20 protein-coding genes, 1 tRNA gene and 1 pseudogene are annotated in these 24,340 nt (G+C 45.1%); 13 read left to right on the forward strand and 9 right to left on the reverse strand.

Features of this window, described 5'->3' with window-relative positions; genetic code table 11:
* Nucleotides 1–310: 310 nt before the first annotated feature.
* From NG798_RS05495 to NG798_RS05505, 3 genes are all read right to left on the reverse strand, one after another.
* Nucleotides 311–381, reverse strand: a tRNA-Gly gene (locus NG798_RS05495).
* A 99-nt stretch (nt 382–480) separates the two neighbouring features.
* A complete protein-coding gene (locus tag NG798_RS05500) occupies nt 481–1,641 on the reverse strand; it encodes an energy transducer TonB (protein WP_261220897.1) in 1,161 nt (386 codons plus the stop codon).
* A 207-nt stretch (nt 1,642–1,848) separates the two neighbouring features.
* Nucleotides 1,849–5,412, reverse strand: a complete 3,564-nt coding sequence (locus NG798_RS05505) for a response regulator (RefSeq protein WP_261220899.1) — start codon at nt 5,410–5,412, stop codon at nt 1,849–1,851.
* Between the two features lie 708 nt (nt 5,413–6,120).
* Between NG798_RS05505 and NG798_RS05510 the strand changes: the two genes are divergently transcribed.
* The 6 genes from NG798_RS05510 (at nt 6,121) to NG798_RS05535 (ending at nt 11,254) form a co-directional block, all read left to right on the forward strand.
* Nucleotides 6,121–6,789: a GNAT family N-acetyltransferase gene (locus tag NG798_RS05510; protein ID WP_261220901.1), complete on the forward strand. Its 669-nt coding sequence runs from the start codon at nt 6,121–6,123 to the stop codon at nt 6,787–6,789.
* A gap of 127 nt (nt 6,790–6,916) precedes the next feature.
* Complete coding sequence (locus NG798_RS05515; protein WP_261220904.1) at nt 6,917–8,116, forward strand: NAD(P)/FAD-dependent oxidoreductase; 1,200 nt, start codon at nt 6,917–6,919, stop codon at nt 8,114–8,116.
* A 146-nt stretch (nt 8,117–8,262) separates the two neighbouring features.
* Entirely contained in the window at nt 8,263–8,904 is a 642-nt protein-coding gene (locus NG798_RS05520) for an HAD-IA family hydrolase (protein ID WP_261220906.1), read from the forward strand.
* Nucleotides 8,905–8,943: 39 nt separating this feature from the next.
* Complete coding sequence (locus NG798_RS05525; RefSeq protein WP_261220908.1) at nt 8,944–9,333, forward strand: GFA family protein; 390 nt, start codon at nt 8,944–8,946, stop codon at nt 9,331–9,333.
* A 350-nt stretch (nt 9,334–9,683) separates the two neighbouring features.
* Nucleotides 9,684–10,235 (forward strand): DnaJ domain-containing protein, encoded by a 552-nt coding sequence (locus NG798_RS05530; RefSeq protein WP_261220909.1) that lies wholly within the window; start codon nt 9,684–9,686, stop codon nt 10,233–10,235.
* A 2-nt stretch (nt 10,236–10,237) separates the two neighbouring features.
* A complete protein-coding gene (locus tag NG798_RS05535; RefSeq protein WP_261220910.1) occupies nt 10,238–11,254 on the forward strand; it encodes a hypothetical protein in 1,017 nt (338 codons plus the stop codon).
* 240 nt (nt 11,255–11,494) lie between these two features.
* Here the strand turns inward: NG798_RS05535 and NG798_RS05540 are convergent, their stop codons facing one another.
* From NG798_RS05540 to NG798_RS05550, 3 genes are all read right to left on the reverse strand, one after another.
* Nucleotides 11,495–11,878, reverse strand: a complete 384-nt coding sequence (locus tag NG798_RS05540; protein ID WP_261220911.1) for a DUF4278 domain-containing protein — start codon at nt 11,876–11,878, stop codon at nt 11,495–11,497.
* A 208-nt stretch (nt 11,879–12,086) separates the two neighbouring features.
* A complete protein-coding gene (cynS, locus tag NG798_RS05545; RefSeq protein WP_261220912.1) occupies nt 12,087–12,527 on the reverse strand; it encodes a cyanase in 441 nt (146 codons plus the stop codon).
* Between the two features lie 410 nt (nt 12,528–12,937).
* Nucleotides 12,938–13,726: a PhzF family phenazine biosynthesis protein gene (locus tag NG798_RS05550; protein ID WP_261220913.1), complete on the reverse strand. Its 789-nt coding sequence runs from the start codon at nt 13,724–13,726 to the stop codon at nt 12,938–12,940.
* Between the two features lie 515 nt (nt 13,727–14,241).
* Between NG798_RS05550 and NG798_RS05555 the strand changes: the two genes are divergently transcribed.
* Nucleotides 14,242–14,880, forward strand: coding sequence for an HAD-IA family hydrolase (locus NG798_RS05555; RefSeq protein WP_261220914.1), 639 nt, complete (start codon nt 14,242–14,244; stop codon nt 14,878–14,880).
* A 58-nt stretch (nt 14,881–14,938) separates the two neighbouring features.
* On the opposite strand, the gene NG798_RS05560 is transcribed toward NG798_RS05555, so the two are convergent.
* Nucleotides 14,939–15,295 carry a hypothetical protein gene (locus NG798_RS05560; protein ID WP_261220916.1) on the reverse strand — a complete coding sequence of 119 codons (357 nt, stop codon included), beginning with the start codon at nt 15,293–15,295 and terminating at the stop codon, nt 14,939–14,941.
* Between the two features lie 498 nt (nt 15,296–15,793).
* On the opposite strand from NG798_RS05560, the gene NG798_RS05565 reads away from it, so the two are divergent.
* Nucleotides 15,794–16,618 carry a tetratricopeptide repeat protein gene (locus tag NG798_RS05565; RefSeq protein ID WP_261220917.1) on the forward strand — a complete coding sequence of 275 codons (825 nt, stop codon included), beginning with the start codon at nt 15,794–15,796 and terminating at the stop codon, nt 16,616–16,618.
* Nucleotides 16,619–16,681: 63 nt separating this feature from the next.
* Here the strand turns inward: NG798_RS05565 and NG798_RS05570 are convergent, their stop codons facing one another.
* Complete coding sequence (locus NG798_RS05570) at nt 16,682–17,080, reverse strand: response regulator (protein WP_261220918.1); 399 nt, start codon at nt 17,078–17,080, stop codon at nt 16,682–16,684.
* A 468-nt stretch (nt 17,081–17,548) separates the two neighbouring features.
* Between NG798_RS05570 and NG798_RS05575 the strand changes: the two genes are divergently transcribed.
* The 5 genes and pseudogenes from NG798_RS05575 (at nt 17,549) to NG798_RS05590 (ending at nt 22,496) form a co-directional block, all read left to right on the forward strand.
* Nucleotides 17,549–20,098, forward strand: coding sequence for a DNA topoisomerase (ATP-hydrolyzing) subunit A (locus tag NG798_RS05575; RefSeq protein ID WP_261220920.1), 2,550 nt, complete (start codon nt 17,549–17,551; stop codon nt 20,096–20,098).
* Nucleotides 20,099–20,553: 455 nt separating this feature from the next.
* Nucleotides 20,554–21,168: pseudogene (locus NG798_RS28125) on the forward strand (ABC transporter ATP-binding protein); the annotation flags it as partial.
* 243 nt (nt 21,169–21,411) lie between these two features.
* Complete coding sequence (locus NG798_RS28130) at nt 21,412–21,792, forward strand: TOBE domain-containing protein (protein ID WP_375338950.1); 381 nt, start codon at nt 21,412–21,414, stop codon at nt 21,790–21,792.
* 324 nt (nt 21,793–22,116) lie between these two features.
* Nucleotides 22,117–22,269 (forward strand): chlorophyll A-B binding protein, encoded by a 153-nt coding sequence (locus tag NG798_RS05585; protein ID WP_261220921.1) that lies wholly within the window; start codon nt 22,117–22,119, stop codon nt 22,267–22,269.
* Nucleotides 22,270–22,337: 68 nt separating this feature from the next.
* Entirely contained in the window at nt 22,338–22,496 is a 159-nt protein-coding gene (locus NG798_RS05590) for a chlorophyll a/b-binding protein (RefSeq protein WP_261220923.1), read from the forward strand.
* Nucleotides 22,497–22,674: 178 nt separating this feature from the next.
* Here NG798_RS05590 and rpoD read toward each other — a convergent pair whose 3' ends face one another.
* Nucleotides 22,675–23,856 (reverse strand): RNA polymerase sigma factor RpoD, encoded by a 1,182-nt coding sequence (rpoD, locus tag NG798_RS05595; protein WP_261220925.1) that lies wholly within the window; start codon nt 23,854–23,856, stop codon nt 22,675–22,677.
* Nucleotides 23,857–24,340 lie beyond the last annotated feature (484 nt).

Raw genomic sequence — 24,340 nt, forward strand, 5'->3', positions numbered from 1 at the left:
TCTTTGGCTGGCGTCAGTCTGTGGTGGCTGGCCGGTTGTTGGTGAAGGAGCGCTTCTCCACGCCAAATAGTCCTAGGGCTTCTCTTGTCAGAAACTTAAGTTAGTTAATATAGGTTTATGCACTAGCTACCCCTTGCAATAAATCTATACAATTACGAATAAATTGTTTACCCGCTTACTTTTTTCCTAACTTAGTTATCACAAATCTATTTATTTTCTTTCTAACCAAATAGATTTTTAAATATTTATATTTTTTGCAAGTAACAAGTTTTTTTTTAACTGTACACTTGTTTTTAAATCATCTTTTCAAAGCGGGCAGCGGGAATCGAACCCGCGTCTTTAGCTTGGAAGGCTAAGGTTTTACCATTAAACCATGCCCGCATCAACAGTTGTTAATTTCTAAAAATTAACCAACGCTTTCTTAACTTAACACAACTCCCCTAAATTTGCAACAGTCTTTCCCAAAAATTTCGCCAAAATTTACAAAGGTTTAATTTCCAACGTCAGATACAACTCACCGGCCACCGCCTGACCTCCCATATAGGCCGGTTCAAACTCCCATCCCGCCATCACTTCTCTTACCCATTCCCCAAACTCCGGCGAAGCCCCCCCCTCCAATACTTCCACCTTCTCCACTTTTCCACTTTCATTCACCACCACATACAACCTCACCGGCCCATTAAACGACAACTTCACCGGCACCGGATAAGCCAATTCAGGAAACTGGTTACTCATCGTTTTTGGCTTCGCTTCTTTCCCCGCATCGGGTATATCTTTTCCCTGATTAGCTAAACGAAAATCTCTCACTGATACTTGCACCCCCGTCCCCCCTTCACCACTTGCAGGGGTATCTGAGGCAGGATTTGGTTCTGTTTTGTCGCCTGGTGTCTCTGGAGGCGTCTCGCTACGTTTTGGGGCCGTTCCTTGGTTGACAGGCGGCAATGGAAGGCCAGAACTTACTGGAGTTGTAGGTTCCGGTGTGGGTGTTGGTGTGGGTGTTGGTGCCGGCGTTGGTGTGGGTGCCGGTGCCGGTGTGGGTGCCGGTGTGGGTGTTGGTGTTGGTGTGGGTGCCGGTGCCGGTGCCGGTGTGGGTGTTGGCGAACTTTTGGGTGTCGCTGTTGGTGTTGGTGCTGGTTTTGGTGTGGGCGAACTTTTGGGTGTTGGCGTTGATGCCGGTGCCGGTGCCGGTTTTGGTGTGGGTGTGGGTGTTGATGCCGGTGTTGGTGTTGGTGTTGGTGAACTTTTGGGTGCCGGTGTTGGTGTTGGTGTTGGTGCCGGTGTCAATGTAACCTCTTTACCAGCCCCAGACTTAGGATAAATTTCCGGCAAAACCACCGTTTCCCCAGCCGTAAGCGGTGCCGGTGTTTCCTCCACCACACTCGCCTTAGAAACCGGCACTTGATCCGCGTAAGGTTCAGGGGCTTCTTTTTCCGGTATATCTTCTGTCGAGACACTCACCAAATCTATAGGAATTAAATCTTGTTCTTGTTCAATAGCGGCAACACTGAAGATACCAAAACGCCCCAACCAAAACACAAGAACATGAATTGCCACAGAAGCCAAAAATACCACCACCCAAAGCACCATAGAATCTTTGTGCTGCGGGTTAATAGGCGGTTCAGTTGGAACGCTAGAAGCCATAATCTTTAAAAAAAAGAGAGAATTGTGATTACTAATTTGTCATTTGTAGGGGCGGGTATGGCTTGGGCCACGCTAGGCTATTATGCCGCTAACTTTCATCTTTGATAAGCTGATCGGCGAAGTCTTGTCGAAACTCAGCCGAAGCCCGCCCTTACCGTCATTAATCATTAGTCACATAACCCATGAATCTTGAATTTTGACTGTGGACTAATCACCATTGACTAAACTATTTTCCTCCACAGAATGCACCACAAAAGTTAAAACAGTTTCATCAATTCCCTTTAACTTCAACGGGCGGAATTTTGTAATCTCATCTTCCTCCAAATAATCCGCCACCGCCGCCGAAACCAAAATACTACCCGGATCAGCCGCTTCTTGTAACCGCGCCGCAATATTCACCGAGGGGCCAATGGCAGTATAATCAGCACGTTGATTACCGCCAAACATCCCCACAACCGCCGTACCCTGGTGAATACCACAGCGAAAGCGAATAGGCGGCGCATCTTGAGTTCCCACCAACCCTTGTTTATGCCAGCGTTCGTTTAACTTTGCCAAAGCTTGCTGCATACTGCGTGCAGCATCTACAGCCCGCCGCGCTTGTTCATTAGAGCTAACGTCTTCAGGTGTGCCAAATAAAGCCATCACTGCATCCCCAATAAATTTATCAACGGTGCCACCATTCTCAAAAATTGCCCGCGTCATTTCTGTTAAATACTCGTTAAGCACTTCTGCCACACGGCGAGATCGTAAGGTATTTGCTAATTGAGTAAAACCGACAATATCGCTAAACAGAATAGTAATTAAACGCGGTTCCGGACGCAAATCTAGCAACAATTGACCGGCAGCGGCTTTTTTAACCAAGGGAGGCGGTAAAAACCGGCGCAATACCGATTCTGTTAGATAGGTATTGAGTTCTTTTACTCGTCTTTCTTGATCTTTTAGGGCCAGCAAATTTCGCACAGTCGCTAATAATTCCCGGTCGTTAAAAGGTTTACCTAAATAGCCATCCGCGCCTTTTTCTACGCCTTCAATGCGGGTATCTTCATTAACTTTTGCTGTTAATAAAATAACAGGAGTAGACTTTAAAATTTCATTTTCTCGAATCATCCTAATCATATCTAACCCAGATACCAAAGGCATCATCAAGTCAGTAATAATTAAATCGGGATGCTGAGAAAGAGCGATTCGGAAACCTTCGGCCCCATTGCGAGCCAAAATTACATTATAACCTTGTTGTTTGAGAATTCCTGATACATAATTTCTTAGATCGGGGTTGTCATCGACAAATAAAATATTGTGGTCTGTATTGATGGGTTCGAGGTTTTCTTGAGGGGCCGGTGTAGCTGTTTTGTTGTTTTCCGAAAGTTGCCCTAGGCGTTCGGAATTAGAGCCTAAATTTTGGGTGAATTCCTCGCTTAAAAGTGCCAGTTGATCGGTATCTTGTTCTAATTCGACATCGGCTAATTCGATGCTAGAACGGGAAGGTAGCAGGCCGGTGGGGACTTCGATAATTTGATCGGGCGGTAAATGAGCGGTTCCCATTTGCAGCCAGATAGTAAAAGTGGTGCCGTTTCCGTAAACGGATTCTACACTAATTTGGCCTCTGTGAAGTTCGATTAATTCTTTGACGAGGGCGAGTCCTAAACCGCTACCTTCATAAGACCGCGAAGCTGAGCCTTCTGCTTGGCGAAAGCGTTCAAATAAATGGGGAATTTGGTCAGCACGAATGCCGATGCCGGTGTCTTTGACTTGCAGTAAACAGTGGTCGCCTGCGGGTTGCAAGCTAACGGTAATTGTGCCTTCTCTGGGGGTAAATTTCATAGCATTTGACAAAAGGTTATAAAGTACCTTGTCAAATTTTTCTAAGTCTAAGTAGAGGGACGGACATTCAAAAAGTTGGGTGCGAACGTGAATGCCTTTTCGCTCGCAATAGGGTACAAATGAATCTACCGTTTGGGTGACAAATTCGACTAAGTTACAAGGGCGAAATGTAGGCTGCATTTTGCCGGCATCAATGCGTTGTAAATCGAGTAATTGATTGACTAAACGCAATAAACGCCGCGAGTTTCTCAGAGCAATATCGGCTTGTTCATAAGGTAAGTCGGTGTGCTGGCTGACGGCGGTTTCCAAGGGGCCTATCATCAGCGTTAAGGGGGTGCGAAATTCATGGGAAATATTTTGAAAAAATTCCGTTTTAAGCCGGTCGAGTTCAATTAGTCTTTCAGCTTGCTGTCGCGTTTTTTGATAAAGTCGCGCTTGCTGTACGGCAATGGCGGCTTGGGCGGCGACGGCTTGGGCCAGTTCAATTTCTGAGGGTTCCCAGTAGCGGGGTCTGTGGGACTGTCGCAGGGAAATGCTGCCGATAATTTGTTGGTCTGTGATCAGGGGTACCACCAGTAATGCTCTGGCCGGTGCCCGCAGAGGCAGGTCAAAAACATTGAGTTCTGGTTTGGCTTCTAAGTCGCTGACTACGACCGGCTGCTGTGTTGTTAAGAGTTGTAATAAAACCGGATTTCCCCGAATCGGTACCACTGACCGGGGTAAAGTGGGGTTGACAATTAAAGGAGTTTGTGGTAACGAATGGGTCGTTTGTGTGGATGTCGGCTTCTTGGAGCCGGTGCCGTCGTGGAGGACGTCATAAAGTCCGACGCACTGGACATATTCATCTTGCTCTGTCCACAAGGAAAGGGCACAACCGTCAGCATGAAGGGCAAAGCCTAGCTGTTGGGTAATGGCAGCAAAAATGTCTTGGGGGTTAAGCGTCGAGCGAATGGCTGAGGTAATGGTATTAATCAGAGCTTCGCGTTTAGCGAGGGCTGTGGCGAGTTCAAAGGCTCGCGCTTGGGCGAGGGCGAGGGCAGCTTGATCGGCTACCATAACCACCATTTGCACTTCATCGTCTTGCCAGTTGCGAGGCGTGCTGTATTGGTGGAGGGCTAAGATAGCCATGAGTTCGAGCCGGCAATACAGGGGGACGACTAGGGTAGAGCGGATATTGGCGGCTTGATAGGTTTGTAGGCGTGCTCTGGCTTCGGGGGTGTGGGTGAAGCGGTGGTCAGTTTCTACGTTGTTGATCACTTCAACGTCGCGGGTATCCCAAACGGTTTGAGCGAGAAAAGCGGCTTCGGGGCCGGTGTTTGCAGAGGAGTCTTTTTTCTTGCCGTTTTCGTCTTTTTGGTAAATAAACCATTCATCGCAAAGCCGATCTTCTCGCACGGGACGCAAAATGCAGCAGCTTACTTCAAACATTTGTCCGACGGTTTCGACTATGGTTTGAAGGATCTGCCGATAGTTGGTGCGTGAGCGGATGGTGTTGGTGACGACGTTGAGCAGAGATTCTTGGCGTAGGGTTCGGCAAAGTTCCCGCGTCCGGGTTTTCAGGACGTTGTGGGTGTCTACGGCCTGTCGGACGAGGGCTTTTAAGTTGTCGGCATCCCAGGGTTTAGTAACGTATTTGAAGACTTTGCCGCTGTTGATGGCGTCTACTAGGTCTTCTACGTCGGTGTAGCCGGTCAAAATAATGCGAATAACATCCGGGTATTGGGTGGCGGTGAGGCTCAAAAATTCTGTACCGCTCATTAAGGGCATCCGTTGATCGGAAATAATCACGGCCATATCCCCTTCGGTGGCGAGTATGTCTAGCGCCTCTGGGCCCGATGAGGCCCGCAGGACTTTATACTCCTCGTGAAAGGTGCGGTATAGCAGATCCAGATTGTCTGGTTCGTCGTCTACGACCAGGATTTTTGTTTTGCTGTTTTTTGAGGATGTCATGCACTGCTCCCTGCCGGCAGTAAAGGCAAAGACGTTCTGATAGAGTAGCGTCGCTTTTGGCGATTTTTTTTAAGATTACCCGCAATGCCTCTTATTTGTTTAAAGAAAACGTCCGGGCTGTTCCTTGGCTTAGGATTCTTAATGATATATTTGGCTCTGCTCATTTCTGTAACTTCTCACGAACATTTGTGGCCCCATCACTCCCAACTGGGAATTAGTGTACCTGTTGGGGACTTTCACCGCACTGATAAGATAAGGTCGCTTTGTTTGGCTTCGGCACGAGTAGCCCCTTTGTTGGTCATAATTAAGGTAAGCATAGCCATTCTTGGCTATAGTCTTACTTGGATGCTTGCAACCACACACTCGGAGCCGATGGCATTGCCCCTCTGTCGGTACTCGTTTAACCGGGCCAAATTGACAAATTAGCACGCACGCGACCTTGCGGCTATTGGGCGACGGCGGTGCCTTTTATGTTGATGCACTCCTCTTTAATTACGATCCTAATACAGCTTTCCCTCACAACGGGGCTTTTACTGACTGTACAGTTGTTTTAAGTGGGCGGCTTGGGTAATTTGACTGAGGTGATGAATCTGTTGGCTCGTTTTAAACTGGGTTTTTGATGTAGCATTCGTGTAAGATGTCTGATTTTTTTAGCAATCGCCTCCGGTGACGCTACGCTAACGGTGTTGCCATGTTTTTTCATTTGCTGTGAATCCTTGCTTTGGTTTTCCGATGCACCGCCGGCCTCTCGAAACTGGCTTTGAGCCCACAGATTCTCTTTTTTCTGTCCGTGAGGCTCTTTGTGCTGATCTGCCGGCATTGGCGGATCTGCTGAGTGATAGTTTTCACTCGCGTGAAGGTTTGATGGGCTGGACTTTCCCGTTTTTACGAATGGGAATTTATGAAGATTTACGCCACCGTCTGCGTGATCGTCGCAGTTATTATGTCTGTTTTGTAGCTCTGGCTTCTGTTGGTTCTTCTCCAGAAAACCGGCCTCTGGTAGCTGGGACTGTGGAAATGTCTCTGCGGTCGTCTTTTTCTTTTATGGGTTTGGGGTCCCACACTCATCAAAAGTCTGGCCTGCCGGGGTTTTCCGACTTTAACTCTCAATTTCCCTATGTCTCTAATTTGGCTGTCGGCACTGGGTACCGTCGTCTGGGTGTGGCTAAGTTGTTGTTGGCTGCTTGCGAGAGGGTTGCTCTTCAGTGGGGCTATTCATCTCTCTATCTGCACGTTTTGGAAAATAACCACCACGCCCGCCGGCTTTATTTTAAGGTGGGCTACCGTGTTGCTGGTATTGATGCCGGTGGGCCTTGTTGGCTTTTGCGTCAGCCGAGGCGCATCCTCCTGCGTAAATCTCTCAATCTCAATGCTTAGGGGTTGCTGGCTATCACAATCCAGCTGATTGTCTCCAACCTCTCCCTCTACAATCTCATTTCTAAAATCTAATTTCTAAAATCTAAAATGGAAGGTGTTGTCACGAGCATAGCGCTAAACCGAAACAATGACGACTGAACAACCCGCACGCATCTGTATTCTCGGTGGAGGCTTTGGAGGTCTTTACACGGCTTTGCGCTTGAGTGAGTTGCCTGCTAAGGCTCCCCACAAACCAGAAATTGTTTTAATTGACCGCAACGACCGTTTTTTATTCTCTCCCCTCCTCTATGAATTAGTTTCTGGGGAATTACAAACTTGGGAGATCGCGCCTCCGTTTGAAGAGGTGCTCGCTAACACCGGCGTGCGTTTCATTCAAGCTTCGGTTTCTGATATCCATCTCGACTCTCACCAGGTTCTCCTAGACAATGGCTCCTTTGTTCACTACGACCGGCTGGTTTTAGCAATGGGGGGCGAAACCCCTCTTGACAAAGTGCCAGGATGTGATATGTACGCTCTACCTTTCCGTACTGTGGCGGATGCTTACCGCTTACAAGAACGCTTAAGGGTTTTGGAGCAGTCAGAAAAAGAAAAAATTAGGGTGGTGATTGTTGGGGCCGGTTATAGCGGCGTGGAACTGGCTTGTAAGTTGGCAGACCGGCTGGGCAATCGGGGCCGGGTGCGATTGATAGAACAGGGAGACACTATTTTACGCACGAGTGCCGAATTTAACCGCCAAACGGCATCGCAGGCTCTCGAACAGCGCAAAATTTGGCTTGATTTAGAAACAAGTGTGGAAGCTGTAGGCCCAGATACAATTTCGTTGCGCTATCGGGGAGTTGTCGATGAAATCCCGGCGGATTTGGTATTGTGGACGTCAGGAACTAAGGTGGTGCCGGTGTTAGAGAAATTACCTCTCAAACAAAATCCACGCGGTCAATTTACTGTCACTTCGACACTACAAGCTATTGACAATCCAGAAATTTTTGTAGTCGGCGATTTGGCAGATTGTGTGGATGCAAGCGGCTCTCAAGTGCCGGCAACGGCTCAGGTGGCTCTCCAACAAGCAGATTATGCCGGCTGGAATATTTGGGCATCTCTGACAAACCGGCCTTTATTACCTTTCCGCTATCAGTCATCGGGGGAAATGATGACCTTGGGAATTGATAATGCGACGCTCACCGGCTTGGGAATTAAACTTGATGGCACAGTTGCTTCTTTGGTACGCCGGCTTGCCTATCTTTACCGAATGCCAACGTTTGACCACCAGCTTAAAGTTGCTTTTAATTGGATTGCTCAACCGCTGCGAGATTTGCTTTCTAATGGTTAATCAATAATGATTTAAGGATCATTATTCAGTAGGTGAGGGTTTACCAAAATCTGACCTTCCTCGGCTTGAAACTGGATGAACCCACCCCTACTGAATGCTGTATTCTGAACGATAAAGCCTTAAAAAAGCGATTAAAGGTTCTGGGAATGCAAAAACCAAAGGTTATTTTTTTGGATGCGGTGGGTACTTTGTTTGGAGCGCAAGAAAGTATCGGCGAATTGTACGCACAGGTGGCTTTACAATTCGGCGTAGATTCACCGCCATCTTTACTAGAAAAAGCTTTTTATAAAAGTTTTAAATCAGCTTCACCGGCTTGTTTTCCGGGCGTTAAACTCGGAGATATTTCCCAACAGGAATTTGACTGGTGGTATGCAGTTTCAGAGGCAACCTTTCAACGGGCCGGCTATTTGTCCCAATTCGCTAATTTTGATAGTTTTTTTGAAAAGCTTTTTGACTATTTTGCAACGGCGGAGCCTTGGTTTGTCTATCCTGATGTGGTGCCGGCTCTCCAAAAGTGGCAGCAGGAGGGCATTGAGTTAGGGGTGATCTCAAATTTTGATTCGCGGCTTTATCAGGTTTTAGAATCCCTAAATTTGGCTAATTATTTTTCTTCGGTGACAATTTCTACCCAAGTAGGCGCGGCCAAACCTGAGCAAAAAGTGTTTGCGACGGCTTTAGAAAAACACCATTGCCTAGCGCTGGAGGCTTGTCATATAGGAGATAGTTTTAAAGAAGATTATTGTGGAGCAAAAGCTGCCGGTTTACAGGCGATTTGGGTTCACAGGTAATGGGGAACTGACAAAAAATATATAGAGGAAAAATTAACTATGAATGAACCGGCAATTTATGAAGGTGGTTGTCACTGCGGAGCCGTGAGATTTCGAGTAAAAGTCGATAACCATCAAGCCACGCTGTGTAACTGTTCAATTTGCACGAAAAAAGGCTTTGTACATTTAATTGTACCCGATTTTGATTTTACATTGTTGCAAGGCGAAGAATCATTAACGACTTATACCTTTAACACCGGCACCGCAAAACATAAGTTTTGTCGGACTTGCGGCATACATTCATTTTACCGGCCCCGTTCACATCCCGAAGGCATTTCTGTGAATATACGTTGTTTAGATAGCGACGTGATAGATAAATTTGAAATTGTCAGATTTGATGGAAGAAACTGGGAAAAAAATATTGAAAATTTACGCTCAGAAGTCCCTTAATTATTTTGATATTGGTTGTGGGCCGGCGGACACAGCCCCTACATTACCAGTGAGCTAAAATTTAAAATCTGACGGGGTGACAACCATCCTTAAAGCCTGGTAAAGCAAGACTTTCAACCTCTCGCATCAAGAAAGATGCCTACTTTACCGATGCCTTATATATCTAATCATTTGAAGAATTGTCGCGCTTAGTCAGCTATAGTTGACCAAAATGCCTGTTACGCCGGCTCTAAATAACCACCTTCTTTTTTTAGCTTAAGTGGCTCAAATCCTTGCCCCAGAAAGCTTCCAAGAAGCTTGTCACCCCGTCAGGACTATAGTATACTTGACAAAAGTGCGGCCTTGATAACATGATTCTAGTAGTTCTAGCTCCACAAGTACAGAGTGAAATAGTTCGTCTTTCTCAAGTTGGGCAAATTGATGCCAAACTTCTAGAAGAATTTGCCTATCTTGTTCTTCAGAGTTCGGCACAAAAACCTGGTAAAACAGTTCAAGCCCTAAAAATACATCAGCTAAAACAAGCTGTCTATGAGCGATTTAATGTGAAAGACACGTCAGAACTGAAAAAATCTGGCGCATTTAAGATGGCTACTGATGGCATGGATAAACTGGACTTTCACTTCAAAGAAACTTGGGAGACACTATACCGAAAATTCGTTGGTGTCCTTCCGAATGAAGCAAACCAGTATGGATATGGTTGTATCAATGGCATTAATGTATTTCAATATTTTAAGCCTTGGCAGGTGTTTGGGCTAGATCCTAAAAGTGCCACCAAAGATGATATTAAAGCTTCTTACTATCAACTTTCTAAAATCTACCATCCTGATAATTTGGAAACCGGAGATCGGAAAGTTTTTGAGCAAATAGAAGCGATGTATAAGAGTATTATTGCTGGGTTTTGATTATGGCTTTTGATAGAAAGGTGTTTTATATCCAAGAAGGCAGACTCGCCGAAGCTTTAGAGCTAGCTCAAAGAAAGTTTGATGAGATAGTAAATTCTCTTGCGTCATCAACCGATGCAAATGTGCAGCTTAAAGAGTGGTTGCATTTCGTAGTAGAGGGTTATATAAAGAAACAACCAATTAGAGTCTTTTCACGAGAGGGAGCTATAGCTATAGCTAACCATATAGATTTGGGTGGTGAAGCGACAGAGCGTTCCTTGAAAAAGGTACTTCCACTGCTAGAACAATATCGTATCGATTATATTGATGGACAAATACGTCAACAAGTATACGACAATAGTTCATCTTTAATGCTAAGAAATCAACGACATTGGTTGAAAAAAGAAGACATAGTACGTATATTTCTTACAAATTCGCATCGGCTTGATAAAGCTTTTCAGGATATCCAAAAATCTGATTCACCGATGAGGATAAATGAGGACTTTGAGGATTATTTAGGTACTAGCTATTTCTCTTTATCTGGTTTGGAAAAGTTTAGCAGAGAGTTATCTCTTAAGCTGAGATCTTGGGAAAGACGCGTATATTGTGAAAGGGTTAAAGAAGTTGCTCCACCAGTTATCAACTTTCTTTTTTATGTTCCACATCCTTCGGAGGAAGATATTAAAAAAGCTATTAACTTTGTGAAAAACAGAGATGGATCTTGCCAAATTACTGGAGTCTCTCGTGAGAAATATAATAGACAGATTGAACTAGATGCTCATCATCTGTACGATAAGGATCATTATTACTTCCTTAGTGCTGACCCAGATAATATTATTACGATTGCTAGCCATGTACATGAAGACTTTCATCTGTTTAATGGCGGAAATAGTAAAATATGTACGATAGATACATTTATTGAGTATATTAAGTGGCGTTACCCACAAAAACATGAAGTAATTTTAATGCTACACAACAGGCGAAGGGTGCTAATGCTCAAGCTAGCTCAACTCCAACGTGCTTTGCCTGAAGGTAAATAGTCGGGAGGTTTGCATTCGCTCAGTTATGGTTGTGTGGTAACTCTCACACTGAGCCGCGAGTGCTCTTTTTCCACTTTAGCATCAGAACCTAAAGCTGAGAGCGGCGTTTCAACTTGTCTGGAAACACCGCCCTGATTAGCTATCTTGTCACCCCGTCAGATCTAAAATCTAAAAATTAAAAAAAAACCCAGTTTTTTTGAAACTGGGCTAAAAATTTTGATTTAGAAAGAGAGGAAAAGACTAATGTAAAGAAGCCAGTTGTTTAGATTCGTTTTCCAAAAGCTTTAACAATTCCGCATCTCCGCGTGCTTGTGCTGCTTGCATCCGCTTTTCTAAAAGCTTGTAGAGGTGGTCGCGGTGGGTTTGGGCCACTTCTGAGCGCATATTGTGGCGGTAGGGGGAATGTGGAGTTGTGGGGGGAGGGGCACTAACGGCATCGACAGTGCTGGTTTTGTATGTAACTGCGCGATACTTAAGGTCGCCTGTCGGTGGGGGCAGGGGGATATGTCTGGGTTGACGCACTGTCCAAGCTTGTCCGCGATATTTGCCGCCAATATCTCCGTCGATCATATCGAGGGTAGGGGGTTCGTTCGCGTAACTGACTCCGCGATAAGAAAGTTTCATATCTTCGCTGTGAATGGAACGACCAGATCCGAAATTGCTTGAGAGGTGCATGGCTATCAAAAAAAATAATTTTCTATTTCTGTATTCTATTTTACCATTTTCTTAAAAAATTGTCAGGAGAAATAAACTTAATATTCCTTAAAAAAAGGGGGGAAGATGGCCGCTAAGTATCCAATCTCCCTCCCCCAAAAGGTATAAAAATTTCGCCTTACCACTTCTTATAGGGAAGAAATTTACCAGACATAGTAATTTTTACTCGGTCGCCTTTGGGGTCTTCTTCTTTTTCGACATCTAAGGTAAAGTCAATGGCGCTCATAATGCCGTCGCCGAATTTTTCATGGATGATGGCTTTGAGGGGCATTCCATAAACTTGCATAATCTCGTAAAAGCGATAAATCAGAGGATCTGTGGGGACAATCGGCCCTAAACCTTTAACGGTAGGTTCGCTGAGAGCATTGGTGATGGCGGGGTCAAGATCGAGGGCGGCGGCGAGTTTTTCGGCTTCTTCAATGGAGGCTGTGGCTTGCCGGTAAAATAAAGCCGCGATCCAAACTTCATCGCGTCCCAGAATTTTCTCTAAGTCGCCAAAACTTAGTTTTTTTGCTTTTTTGGCCGCCAAAAGTTTTGAAGTAATTTCTGTATTGTCCATGCCAGCTTTCCTGATTTGTTTGAATTTGGGAGGTTCTTAGTTATTTTGCCTGGGAGCGGGCAGAAATTTAGTGATTTTGGTCACTAATTTTGTTTGGATTAAGTGGTATAAGCTGCGTCGCCCATAACCGTTGAAGGTGGTTAGCCATCAATAAATTTATGTTCTTCTTAGGCTGATTTCTGTGCCGGTGGCTCGCTGACTAGAGTTTTTAGCTTGCGAATCCATTTCAGGAGGGCATTAGCAACGCGACTGCCGACTTGTGAGTCATCAAAAGCAAAGCTTTGATCATATAATCATCAAAAATAATAATTAAGACAATTGATGGAATGTATAGATGTTTATAAAAACCAAGCAAAAACAAAAAAAGCCCGCACAGTGACGAGCCTTGTTTGTAATTAACTCCATTGCGCTTAGGTCAATTCACCGCGCAATACAGTGACAGCTTGACCTCCGAGACAAACGCGATTTTCTTGTAACTTCACGCGAACAATGCCGCCTCGTGCCGATGCCTGATAAGCTACAAATTGGGTTTTATTTAAACGCTCAGCCCAAAAGGGCCCTAATGAACAGTGGGCGGAACCGGTGACGGGATCTTCATTGACACCGGCTGCCGGTGCAAAGAACCTGGAGACAAAATCGTATTCTTCTGAGTCTGGCAAACTTGTAACAATAATGCCGCGCACCGGCACAGTTTTTAGCAAGGCAAAATCAGGCTGCATTTGCCTTAGTGTTTGTTCGGAATTAACCTCAACTAAATAGTCAAATTTATTTTTAGCTACCGATTTTAAATTTACGCCCAATGCTTCGGCTAAGTTCGGCGGTAGTGAGGCGGGTTCTGGTGGGGTTGCGGGAAAGTTTAGCTCAATCCATTTGTCTTGACGTATGGCCGTTAATAAGCCGCTACGGGTAGAAAATTTTGCGGTTTCTTGAGGGTTTAAATAGCCCAATTCCCACAAAACATGAGCGCTGGCAAGGGTGGCATGGCCGCATAAATCTACTTCTAAGGTGGGGGTAAACCAGCGGAGGTTAAAGCTGTCGTCTTTTGGGTACAAAAATGCAGTTTCCGATAAATTCATTTCGGCGGCTACTTTTTGCATCCAGTCATCAGAAGCCGGTTCGGTTAAAATACAAACGGCTGCGGGATTGCCGGTAAAGGGTTGATTTGTAAAAGCATCGACTTGAATCAGAGGAATTGACATAATTTTTTGGTGAAAAAGTCAATGGTAATAGGTCTTTTGTCTTTTGCTTAAGAAGTAAGGACAATTGACCAAGGACTAATGAATAATTGCAGCGTGGGCAAGATTTTTATTATCTCATGGAGGATGCTGGCGTGGGTTGAAGAATCATTTACCGCCTAGCTGCTTTGACAAGGGTAGGTTTTTTATCCAAAAGCGAGTATAGTAAAATTAAAGTTATCCAAAAACCATAGATATATCAATACTAAGCAACAACTGCACTGCCAATTGGCATCTGCACATTGCGGGGGCGAAATTCTTGGTTTTGGTGAATCAAGATTGCAACCAATGAAGGCTATATATACAGGTTTTCAGTGTTCTTGGCACAGTTTGGGAGAGCTAAAAATCTGCCGCCCTAGAGTCGGGTTTTTCCTGTACCGGGTTCTAGCAAAACCACTATATATTTTAAATTCAAGAAAGATTGCTGCCTTAAAGTTGCTTCTCAACAAAGAGGCAAAAAACTATAAAGGGATGATGTTATGGCTATTAAATTAATGGTTTTTGATTTTGATGGCACGCTGGTGGATACGTTTGAGCCATTGCTCAAAATTGTTCATCGTTTAGCTGATGAGTTTGGTTATCCCGCCCCCACCTCCGAACAAATTGAACATTTTAAAAATTTACCATCCAGAGAAATTATTAAATGTGTAGGAGTTGATTTGATAAAAATTCCCTATTTGCTGAGACGGGTAAAACTGGAATTAAATAAAGAGATGTCTGATGTCAAATTAATTCCGGGGATTCAAGAAACTTTAACTCAGTTAAAACAAGAAGGTGTCCAACTGGGAATCATTACTTCTAATTCTAAGGATAACGTTTTAACTGTTTTAGAAAAGCAGGGAGGGAAAGAATTGTTTAATTTTATTTATGCCGAAACAAGTTTATTTGGCAAGCACCGAACAATTAACAAGTTATTAAAACAACAAAAAAACCGGCCCGATGAAATGATTTATGTGGGGGATGAAACCAGAGATATAGAAGCCGCAAAAAAAAGTAAAATCAAAGTCATTGCGGTTAGCTGGGGATTTAATTCAAAACAGGCACTTCTGGCAAAAAATCCAGATTTTTTAATCGACCGGCCCCAAAGCCTAGCATGGTGCTTAAACGGCATCAAATAAACCGCTATCACAGCCAATTTAAAATTCACCAAGGGTGGGCAAAACCCACCCCGAACCTTTAACCGGGCTGACCTTTTTCCAAAGCTTTTTTCACTAAGTCATCACTGACGCCTTCGGTAACGGAAGACTCCCTTTCAGTAAGATCCGCAGCCATACTGCGAAACTGTTGTGGATCACCTTTAGAAGTTGAAGAGTTGACAGTAGGCTTTATCGGTTCAGACACCCGAAACTTAGGAGCGGTTGCAGATTTGGCTTCGCTGGCGCTGGCACCGCCGCTAAATGCTTTAGAGGCTTCATAATCAGCGGTCACATCAATCTCCGGCGCTTTTACCTCACCAGCTTGAATATTTTCTGCCAGTTCTTTTGCTTCAAAAGATTGAGATTCATCAACATTGGGCTGAATTGGTTCAGGCATAACAATCTCCTATTCAAAGTTTGTTTATTCTTGACCTCGATAGTAACAAAGCGATCCCCATTGATTTGTCCCTCTGGGGGTAGATCCCGGTCGGTGTTGAGGCGTAACGAGGGGAAGACTTTTCGAGGTGTAGTGGCGAATCTAGGGTAAACAGGCAACTTTTCCCAGGGTTGGGTAAGCAGGTTTTTGAGATACCGGCACAAACTTTTTTTTAAAATTCAAGCCTTACACCTATCGCCCCTTAAAAAGCAGAGAAATTTTCCTCTTCCTGTTTTTTTAGGAGGGGTAGGGGGGATTTTAAGGCTGAGGTTTTAACTAGCAACTTGGTTATTTCCAGGCATTTTTAGAAAGCCCACCAGAAGCGTCTATTAATTAGGGGTGGATATTTGGGCTGATATTTGCCACGATTAAAGTTAGATTAGAGAAGTTAACGAAAAACCCTTGCATTTTATTTAAACTTGTACTGTGCCCAAGCCTAATTTTTTCCTGTTTTTGTCAATGGCTCTCGCTATCGGGAGTTTTGCCCCGGCTGCGTTTGGACAAGCACTCTTGCCCCATACTTTACAAGTCGATCCGGTGCAAATGGAAAAAACCGGCATCAGCGTTGCCGAAGAAGCCCTCCAGTTAGCCCGCTTTCGTCAATATGAACTTGCGATTCCCAGAGCCGAACTGGCTACCCAACTGGCACCGCAAAGTTATCAAACCTGGGCCTTGCTAGGAACCCTTTACATTGAAACAAAAGAAGTAGAAAAGGGAATTTCTGCCCTACAAAAAGCTCGCCAGCTTAACCCAAAAGAAGCGGCAATCTTATTCTCGCTTGGTTCAGCACGCTTTCAGCAGGAAAACTATTCTGCTGCCATTGAAGAATTAAAAGCCGGTTTAGCATTAAAACCTAATGTTCCGGGTGCGTTATTTGATTTGGGAAATGCCTATTACAAACTCAGCCAATATTCAGAAGCGGTTGCGAACTACGAAAAAGCCTTTGCTGCGGAGAAAAACTTCTGGCCGGCCATCAACAATATCGGCTTAGTAAAATATGAAAACGGCGATATTGAAGGCGCAATTCAGAGGTGGCAAACAGCGATTTCTATTGATAGCAAAGCCGCCGAACCTATGTTAGCCCTGGGAGTTGCCTTTTACACCAAAGGCGAAAAAGAAAAAGGTTTAGCAACAGCCCAAGCAGCCCTTAAACTTGATGTCCGCTATGCTGATGTAGAATTTCTCAAAGAGAACTTGTGGGGAAATCGTTTGCTCGCAGATACCCAAAAATTATTACAAACACCCCAAATTCAAGCCACCGTTGCTCAGAGCCAAAGCCAATAAATAAATCGCTGCGGTAAGTTTTGGTGGGTTATGCCCACCAAAGCTATTAACATCGAGGGGTTTTTATTCTTTCGGCAGCAAAGCCATAATTTGAGAGACAAATTCTTGATGATCAACTACTGGCTTAGAAATATAACCATCCGCCCCACTCTGCTCTAAAAATTGCTCACGATCACCGGCCATTGCATGAGCAGTTACTAGGATAATCGGAAGATTTGCCGTATCAGGATCAGACTTTAACATCTGGGTAATTTTAATACCATCTACCGCTCTTCCTTTGTACACACTGCGAGCCAGAGACACATCCATTAAAATAATATCCACTTCCCGACGTTTAGCAATTTCCATTACCTCTTCAACATTTTCGGTATGTTTAACAGCTAAGCCCCCCCGCTTGGTCAATATTTTAGAAAAGACCCGCGCATTAACCTGATCGTCCTCAACAATCAAAACCGTTTTCATTGTAAATTTTCTTTTGCTAGATATCCAATTTATAGTTTTTTGGGATTGTCGCCCGATAGCCTCAGCACCAGTGACGCCCCGACGGCCACTGGAGCCAAAAATCTGTCTATCCTCACCCCAAGATAGAACTTAACGAGAGAATAGTTTAAAAAACCAGCTTTGGCCTTGAGTAGGTGCGGGGCAAACACAATCACGCTTTCATCTAGCATAATATAGCGCCTACTTGCGACCACACAGACAAGGAAGAGCAGTAAGGGTGTCGATGAGTCTTGTTTTGCGCTATGGATAAGTAAAGGCAAATTGCTTTTTTTTTCAAGGCTGGGCTATTGAAACCAGAGGCAAAGCAGGGGATAGATCCCTACCTTGAGGAAACCCTTAAACCGTGATGGGTATTTACAATACAATACCAGATCCCGGTTACGATTTTTACCGCAGCCCTTTAACCACCGCACTTAAGGAACAAAACTCATGGCCAAACAGTTAAACTTGCTCTCCACAGGACAGGTTATCCCCACTGCCTTGCACACTGAGATGCAGCAGTCTTATCTCGAATATGCCATGAGTGTGATCGTGGGGCGAGCTTTGCCTGATGTGCGCGATGGCCTCAAACCAGTTCACCGGCGCATTCTCTACGCCATGCACGAACTGGGACTGACTCCCGACCGGCCTTATCGTAAATGCGCCCGCGTGGTGGGGGATGTTTTGGGCAAATACCACCCTCACGGCGATCAGGCGGTTTACGATGCTTTGGTGCGGATGGTGCAAAATTTTTCTACCCGCTACCCCCTGCTGGATGGTCACGGAAACTTTGGTTCTGTGGATAATGACCCCCCAGCAGCCATGCGCTACACTGAAACCCGCCTTGCCCCCGTTTCTAGCGATGCGATGCTGAGTGAAATTGAATCAGCAACGGTGGATTTTATCGGTAACTTTGATAACTCTCAGCAAGAACCTGTTGTGCTTCCTGCTCAGTTGCCGGTGTTGTTACTCAATGGTTGTTCGGGTATTGCTGTGGGGATGGCAACTAATATTCCGCCGCATAATTTAAGTGAAGTTGTCGATGGTTTAATTGCCCTTATCGATAAGCCAGACTTGACGGATAAAGAGTTATTTAAAATGATTCCGGGGCCCGATTTCCCGACTGGTGGCGAAATTATTGATACAGATGGCATTAAGTCGGCCTACACCACCGGCAAGGGCAGTATTGTGGTGCGGGGAATTACTAAAATTGAGGAAATTCAAGCCAAAGGCAGACACCGCCGCAATGCTATTGTGGTTACGGAGTTACCTTTTCAGGTCAATAAGGCCGCTTGGATTGAAAAAATTGCTGAACTGGTCAACGCTGGCAAAATTGAGGGCATTTCGGATATTCGAGATGAAAGTGACCGTGAAGGGATGCGGGTGGTTGTGGAGTTGAAACGGGAGATTGACCCCCAGGTGATTTTGCAACATCTCTATCACCAAACGGCTTTGCAATCGACTTTTGGGGCTATTTTGCTGGCTTTGGTAGACCAGCAACCTCGTCAGCTTACGTTGCGTCAATTGTTGCAGCATTTTTTGAATTTTAGAGAGCAAACTCTGACTCGCCGCTATACGCATGAGTTGCAAAAAACTGAGGATCGTTTGCACGTTGTTGAGGGTTTATTGGCGGCTCTTTCTAATTTGGATAGATTAATTGAAATTTTGCGATCTAGCCCAGATGGGACAACGGCGAAGGTAAGTTTGGGCACTCGGTTGCATTTGAGTGAGCGTCAAGCTGATGCGATTTTGGCGATGCCAATGCGCCGGCTAACTGGTCTGGAACGGCAAAATTTACAAACAGAATTTAATGAACTCACGCAAAGAAGGCAACAGTTAAAGTTATTGCTGGATGACCGAGGTGAGTTACTAAAGGCGCTGAAAAAAGATTTGCGTTCCCTGAAGAAAAAGTACGGAGATGAGCGGCGGACGCGCATTGTCAAGGTTTCTGCGGTGTCTGCACCACCACCGGCATCTAGTAAAAAAGGGGACGGAAGCAAACGGGCAGAACCCGAAGCTAAAAAGGGGAAAAAGGCTGAGGTGGTTGAAAGTCTGCCCTCAGTGCCGGTGGAAGAGGCGGTTTTGGAGATGACACAGCGGGGTTATGTGCGCCGGCTGCCGGTGGAACAAAACGGGAAGAAGAAAGGCAAAAAGGTTGAAGTGGCGGTGGCGGAAGATGTGGTTTTAAGTGTGCCGGCAAAGACAAATCAGGATATTTTGGTTTTGACTCGCACGGGTAAGGCTTTTTCTCTGAAGGTGGGGGATGTGCCTGACTCCTCGCAGGCAGGGCGCCTCCGCCACAGTAAGGGCACTCCTCTAGTGACTTTGTTGCCGGCTTCTGCTCAAAGTGATCCTGATGGCATTGTGGCGACTTTTGTTATTGATGATTATCTTGACAAAATGACGCTGATTATGGTAAGCGAACAAGGACGCATTAAACGGATTCCGCTTTTGGAGTTGGAGAGCGTTTCGGCGCGGGGTTTGGTGGTGATGAAGTTGAAAGACGATGATGCGTTGGTTTATGCGGAGTTGGCCGGTGCGGGAGGTGACGTAATTTTGGCGACTTCGGGGGGCCGGTTGTTGCGTTTTCCGTTGTCTGAGGAACAGTTGCCGGTGACTGGACGTGGGGCCCAAGGTTTGCAGGGGGTACGGTTGAGTAATGAGCATTTGGTGGGCTGTGCGGTGGTTTCTCCTGGTTCTGAGTTGTTGTTGGTAACGCAGTTGGGTTATGCCAAGCGGATGATGCTGAAGTCAGTACGAACGGCCAAACGCGGTGATATCGGCACTCAAATGATCCGGTTTGGCAGTAAAACCGATTCTTTGGCGGCGATGGTTTTGGTGTCAGGGGGTGAGGTGATGGTGGTTTCTTCCTTTGATCGGGTGTTGCGTGTGCCGGTGGGTGAGGTTGCGCCTGGGATGAAGGATGATGCGGGTAGCCGGTTGCGTGTTTTGAATGCTGGGGAAAAGGTTGTTTCTGTAAGGGCGATCAGGGTTGAATAGCGGGCCGGTGGGTTCCAAAAATCAAGCCCGCCAAGTGCGGGCTTTTTATTGGGGATGGATTTATTTAGCTGGATATTGATATCTTTTTTTGATACCCTGATTTGATTGTGATAGGGGGTTTTTTTTGAACCGCAGATGAACGCAGATGGACGCAGATAGACGCATTAGAGACGTAAGGCGCGGAATGTCTGTACTTAATTTTTAACAACAGACTCAATAAATTTTTGTCTGGCTAGACGATAATTGTGTTCGGTTGCTTGCCAGGAGGCGAGATTTTTTTATATTTCTTGTAAATAAATTTAAGCCGGCCTAAATTATTCTTGGGTATAGGGCAAAATAACTTATCAAAATTGTTTCCTAAATTTTAGGTTTGGTTTCTTGCCTCAAGCCAACCTACAAACGAGATTATAAATAAGGCAAAATAAAAACAAACTCTAACCTTCTATCTATATACCGTGTCTGAAGTTATTTTAGAAAACATCTACAAAAGCTATAGCAAAACTGCTACTAATACCGGCACCCCCCCACAAGACACCCAAACTGCCGGAAACACTATCTTGCGCCGCATCAACTTAAGCATCCAAGACCGCGAATTTATGGTCTTAGTTGGCCCTTCGGGTTGTGGAAAAAGCACTCTTTTGCGTCTCATTGCCGGCCTTGAACCGATCACCGCCGGCAATATCTGGGTGGGCGAACGCCTGATCAATGACCTTCCCCCAAAAGACCGTGACATCGCTATGGTCTTTCAAAACTACGCCCTCTATCCTCATCTGAATGTGTACGATAACATTGCTTTCGGCCTTAGACGAACCCAACCAGAAAAGATCACCGGCAACTCCTATCAAAACCAACTCGAAAAAACCCTAGTCTCCCTTACCCGCAAACTCCCTAAAAAACTCCGCTATTTTTCGGAAACAGAAAAACAAATTCACCAACAAGTCCACAGCGTCGCCCAACTGCTGCAAATAGAAACTTTTCTTGATCGTCTCCCCAAACAACTCTCCGGCGGCCAAAAACAACGAGTCGCCCTCGGACGGGCCATCGCCCGCAACCCTGAAGTTTTCCTAATGGACGAACCTCTTTCTAACCTGGATGCTAAACTTCGCACCGAAACCCGCGCCCAAATTGTCAAGCTCCAACGTCAACTCGGTACGACTACAATTTACGTTACGCACGACCAAACCGAAGCAATGACAATGGGCGACCGCATAGCCGTGATGAATGGGGGTCAAATTCAGCAAGTCGCCCCACCGCTAGAAATTTACAACCGGCCCGCCAACGTCTTTGTCGCCCAGTTCATCGGTTCTCCGCCTATGAACTTTGTAGCTGTTGAAGTTAAAGCGCCTTTGCAGATCGTTAAAGGGCAATTTCGTCTCACCCTCCCCGAATTTTGGGCAAAAACCCTGCAACCCTACGACGGCCAAATGCTGACCCTGGGTATCCGTCCCGAACACTTAAATATTGCTGTCCCCGCTATCAAAAATTTGCCGGTGAAAATTGACCTTGTAGAAGCCCTGGGGAGTGAAACTTTACTTCATGTTTCTTTTAATGATGGTGAGAATAATGTTACTTCTCTGCAAGTGAGGGTTGAACCTGACCGCAATGTGCGGGCCGGTGAGCAACTGTGGCTTGCCATCAACCCTGAAAGAATCCATCTTTTTGACCCCCAAACCGGCTTGGCTCTCTTTCCCTAACTTTGTGTTTTGAAGTTTTTATACTTAAAATCACATAGCTGTTTTTTATTTGTTGGCGTTGGGGCCGGTTTAAAAAGGTTGTGTCTGGGATGCCGGTGTTTTGTTAAGAACCGCTCGGACTTCGGCGCGAGTTTTGACAAGAAACCGATTTTTCTTTCCCAGAGTAGGGGAAATCCCCCTGTGGCTGCCCCGTTGCTTCCCCCTTTAGAGAGAGTACGGTTTTCTCTACTCCTAGCGACATACCTCTACCGTTGCATCCTGAAACAAAACTTGTTACATTAATTTACATAGATTAACACAACGTTGCAAAAGGCGGTAAAAACGATGGAAAATCAAAATCGGAACGCTTGGCAATTTGGTTTCACAGCCGGCGCTGAAAATTGGAACGGTCGTTTAGCCATGATCGGCTTTGCCGCCGCTCTTATTATCGAACTTGTAAGCGGTCAAGGAGTGCTTCACTTCTGGGGTTTGATGTAATTTCAAACCGTCTCTTATCCTCATAAATTCTTTGAAAACTCTCTTCATTCGCACAGGAAATTACTAAAATGCAAACCAACAACGAAAACCCTAACGACTTGAAATTTGGCTTCACCGCTGGCGCAGAAAACCTCAACGGTCGTTTAGCAATGATTGGCTTTGCCGCCGCCGTGATCACCGAACTCGTTACCGGCCAAGGAGTTCTCCACTTTTTCGGACTGATTTAACTGCTAACAATTAGCTCAATTTAGCAATCTAGGGCAACCTCGACACTGGGAATTTCCACAATTATTCCCAGTTTTTTTCAAAAAAAACGAGATTAAATTGCCCTTTCATAAAATACGCTTATTAAAACCCCAGCTTTTTAGAAAAGCCGGGGTTTTTAAGAAAACATTTTGCTAATTTTTAGCGGATGTATTCTTTCAAAATGCTATTGCGATTGGGGTGGCGCAATTTCCGCAGGGCTTTTGCCTCTATTTGGCGGATTCGTTCGCGGGTGACATTAAAAATTTGACCAATTTCTTCAAGGGTCTTCATCCGCCCATCATCCAAACCATAACGTAAACGCAATACATCGCGCTCACGGGCACTAAGCGTATCGAGGACACTTTCTAAATCTTCCCGCAACAGGTTTTTAGCCACCTGATCTTCGGGTGTTTCCCCATCCGACTCAATAAAATCGCCCAAACGAGAATCTTCTTCTTTACCAATCGGAGTTTCCAAAGAAATTGGCAATTGAGCAGATTTGGCAATAAAACGAAGCTTTTCGATGGTCATTTCCATCCGAGTTGCAATTTCTTCTTCTGTGGGTTTGCGCCCCATTTCTTGAGAGAGAAGTTTGGTTGTTTTTTTAATGCGAGAAATGGTTTCATAAAGATGAACCGGCAGACGAATTGTGCGCGACTGATCAGCAATGGCACGAGTAATTGCCTGACGAATCCACCAAGTAGCATAAGTTGAAAATTTGTAACCTTTTTCGTGATCAAATTTCTCAGCCGCCCGAATTAAACCCAAGCTGCCCTCTTGAATTAAATCTTGGAACGACAGACCACGATTCATATATTTTTTGGCAATAGAAACCACCAAGCGCAGGTTAGACTGCACCATTTTTTCTTTTGCGCGTCTGCCAATATGAAGACGCCGGCGAAATTCATTAATCGGCATTTTAACTGCTTCTGCCCATTCCACATCCTTGGGAATGCGTTCGAGATTCTCACACAATTGCTCTCGAACCCGCTCTAGTTGTAACAAGTCAGCAATTTTCCGAGCTAATTCAATTTCCTCATCCGCCCGCAGCAGGCGAATCCGTCCTATCTCTTGCAAGTAAAGACGAATAGAATCTTCTGTATAGTGTTTCTTTTTAGCCTGAGCCTTGCGCCGGCTACCCCGACCTTTGCCGGCTTTCCCGTCCTCTTCTTCTCCAGGAGGATCGACAAATTCATCTGCATCCGTAACATCTAGCTCTACAAACTCATCATCTGTTTCTGCTATTAACGAATCATCTGCCTCGAATTCATTTTGAACAATGAAATCCAAGTCAGTTTGTTCGACTAGGGGGGGGTTGAGTAAATTATTAGCCTGTGTCATGCTGCGTTCCTCATGCTCCTTTATAAAACAATCAATCACTGGATAGCTTGCTCGGTTGAGCCTTATACAGACTAGCTGTTTAGCTGCTTTTTATCAATAATAAGCAACTTCAAAAATTGTCGGCTAGCGAGCTTCAAAGATAGCAAGCTTTATCGTCACCAATGGTGCGACAAAGAAGCTTTCTGATGGGGTGAATCTTGGGTATTGAGAAGACCTCTCCGATTGTAGCCTTTTTCACAAAAATAGCACGCTATTTTTTTGGCTTAATTTTAACTTTGGGAAGCCTTGGTTGCATAGGGTTTTGCCTAGTAACCTTTTCATCTTAGCTTTGGTTAAGAAAAAACTACAAGAGACTTGGTAATACAAATCTACTACGAGCGTAAGATGACAATCTACCTCTACCCTCATCCGCCGTTGATCTGCGATTCGTTGGAAAGCTAAGGTTTTGCTAATGTCACTTTCTTTATTCAGGGAAGCGAAAATC

It is taken from the genome of Ancylothrix sp. D3o, assembly GCF_025370775.1.
Taxonomy (GTDB): domain Bacteria; phylum Cyanobacteriota; class Cyanobacteriia; order Cyanobacteriales; family Oscillatoriaceae; genus Ancylothrix.

Coding starts and splice junctions, on each gene's coding strand:
- NG798_RS05500 (WP_261220897.1), bottom strand. CDS start 1,641: ATGGCTTCTAGCGTTCCAACTGAACCGCCTATTAACCCGCAGCACAAA.
- NG798_RS05505 (WP_261220899.1), bottom strand. CDS start 5,412: ATGACATCCTCAAAAAACAGCAAAACAAAAATCCTGGTCGTAGACGAC.
- NG798_RS05515 (WP_261220904.1), top strand. CDS start 6,917: ATGACGACTGAACAACCCGCACGCATCTGTATTCTCGGTGGAGGCTTT.
- NG798_RS05520 (WP_261220906.1), top strand. CDS start 8,263: ATGCAAAAACCAAAGGTTATTTTTTTGGATGCGGTGGGTACTTTGTTT.
- NG798_RS05525 (WP_261220908.1), top strand. CDS start 8,944: ATGAATGAACCGGCAATTTATGAAGGTGGTTGTCACTGCGGAGCCGTG.
- NG798_RS05530 (WP_261220909.1), top strand. CDS start 9,684: ATGATTCTAGTAGTTCTAGCTCCACAAGTACAGAGTGAAATAGTTCGT.
- NG798_RS05535 (WP_261220910.1), top strand. CDS start 10,238: ATGGCTTTTGATAGAAAGGTGTTTTATATCCAAGAAGGCAGACTCGCC.
- NG798_RS05540 (WP_261220911.1), bottom strand. CDS start 11,878: ATGAAACTTTCTTATCGCGGAGTCAGTTACGCGAACGAACCCCCTACC.
- cynS (WP_261220912.1), bottom strand. CDS start 12,527: ATGGACAATACAGAAATTACTTCAAAACTTTTGGCGGCCAAAAAAGCA.
- NG798_RS05550 (WP_261220913.1), bottom strand. CDS start 13,726: ATGTCAATTCCTCTGATTCAAGTCGATGCTTTTACAAATCAACCCTTT.
- NG798_RS05555 (WP_261220914.1), top strand. CDS start 14,242: ATGGCTATTAAATTAATGGTTTTTGATTTTGATGGCACGCTGGTGGAT.
- NG798_RS05560 (WP_261220916.1), bottom strand. CDS start 15,295: ATGCCTGAACCAATTCAGCCCAATGTTGATGAATCTCAATCTTTTGAA.
- NG798_RS05565 (WP_261220917.1), top strand. CDS start 15,794: ATGGCTCTCGCTATCGGGAGTTTTGCCCCGGCTGCGTTTGGACAAGCA.
- NG798_RS05570 (WP_261220918.1), bottom strand. CDS start 17,080: ATGAAAACGGTTTTGATTGTTGAGGACGATCAGGTTAATGCGCGGGTC.
- NG798_RS05575 (WP_261220920.1), top strand. CDS start 17,549: ATGGCCAAACAGTTAAACTTGCTCTCCACAGGACAGGTTATCCCCACT.
- NG798_RS28130 (WP_375338950.1), top strand. CDS start 21,412: ATGAACTTTGTAGCTGTTGAAGTTAAAGCGCCTTTGCAGATCGTTAAA.
- NG798_RS05585 (WP_261220921.1), top strand. CDS start 22,117: ATGGAAAATCAAAATCGGAACGCTTGGCAATTTGGTTTCACAGCCGGC.
- NG798_RS05590 (WP_261220923.1), top strand. CDS start 22,338: ATGCAAACCAACAACGAAAACCCTAACGACTTGAAATTTGGCTTCACC.
- rpoD (WP_261220925.1), bottom strand. CDS start 23,856: ATGACACAGGCTAATAATTTACTCAACCCCCCCCTAGTCGAACAAACT.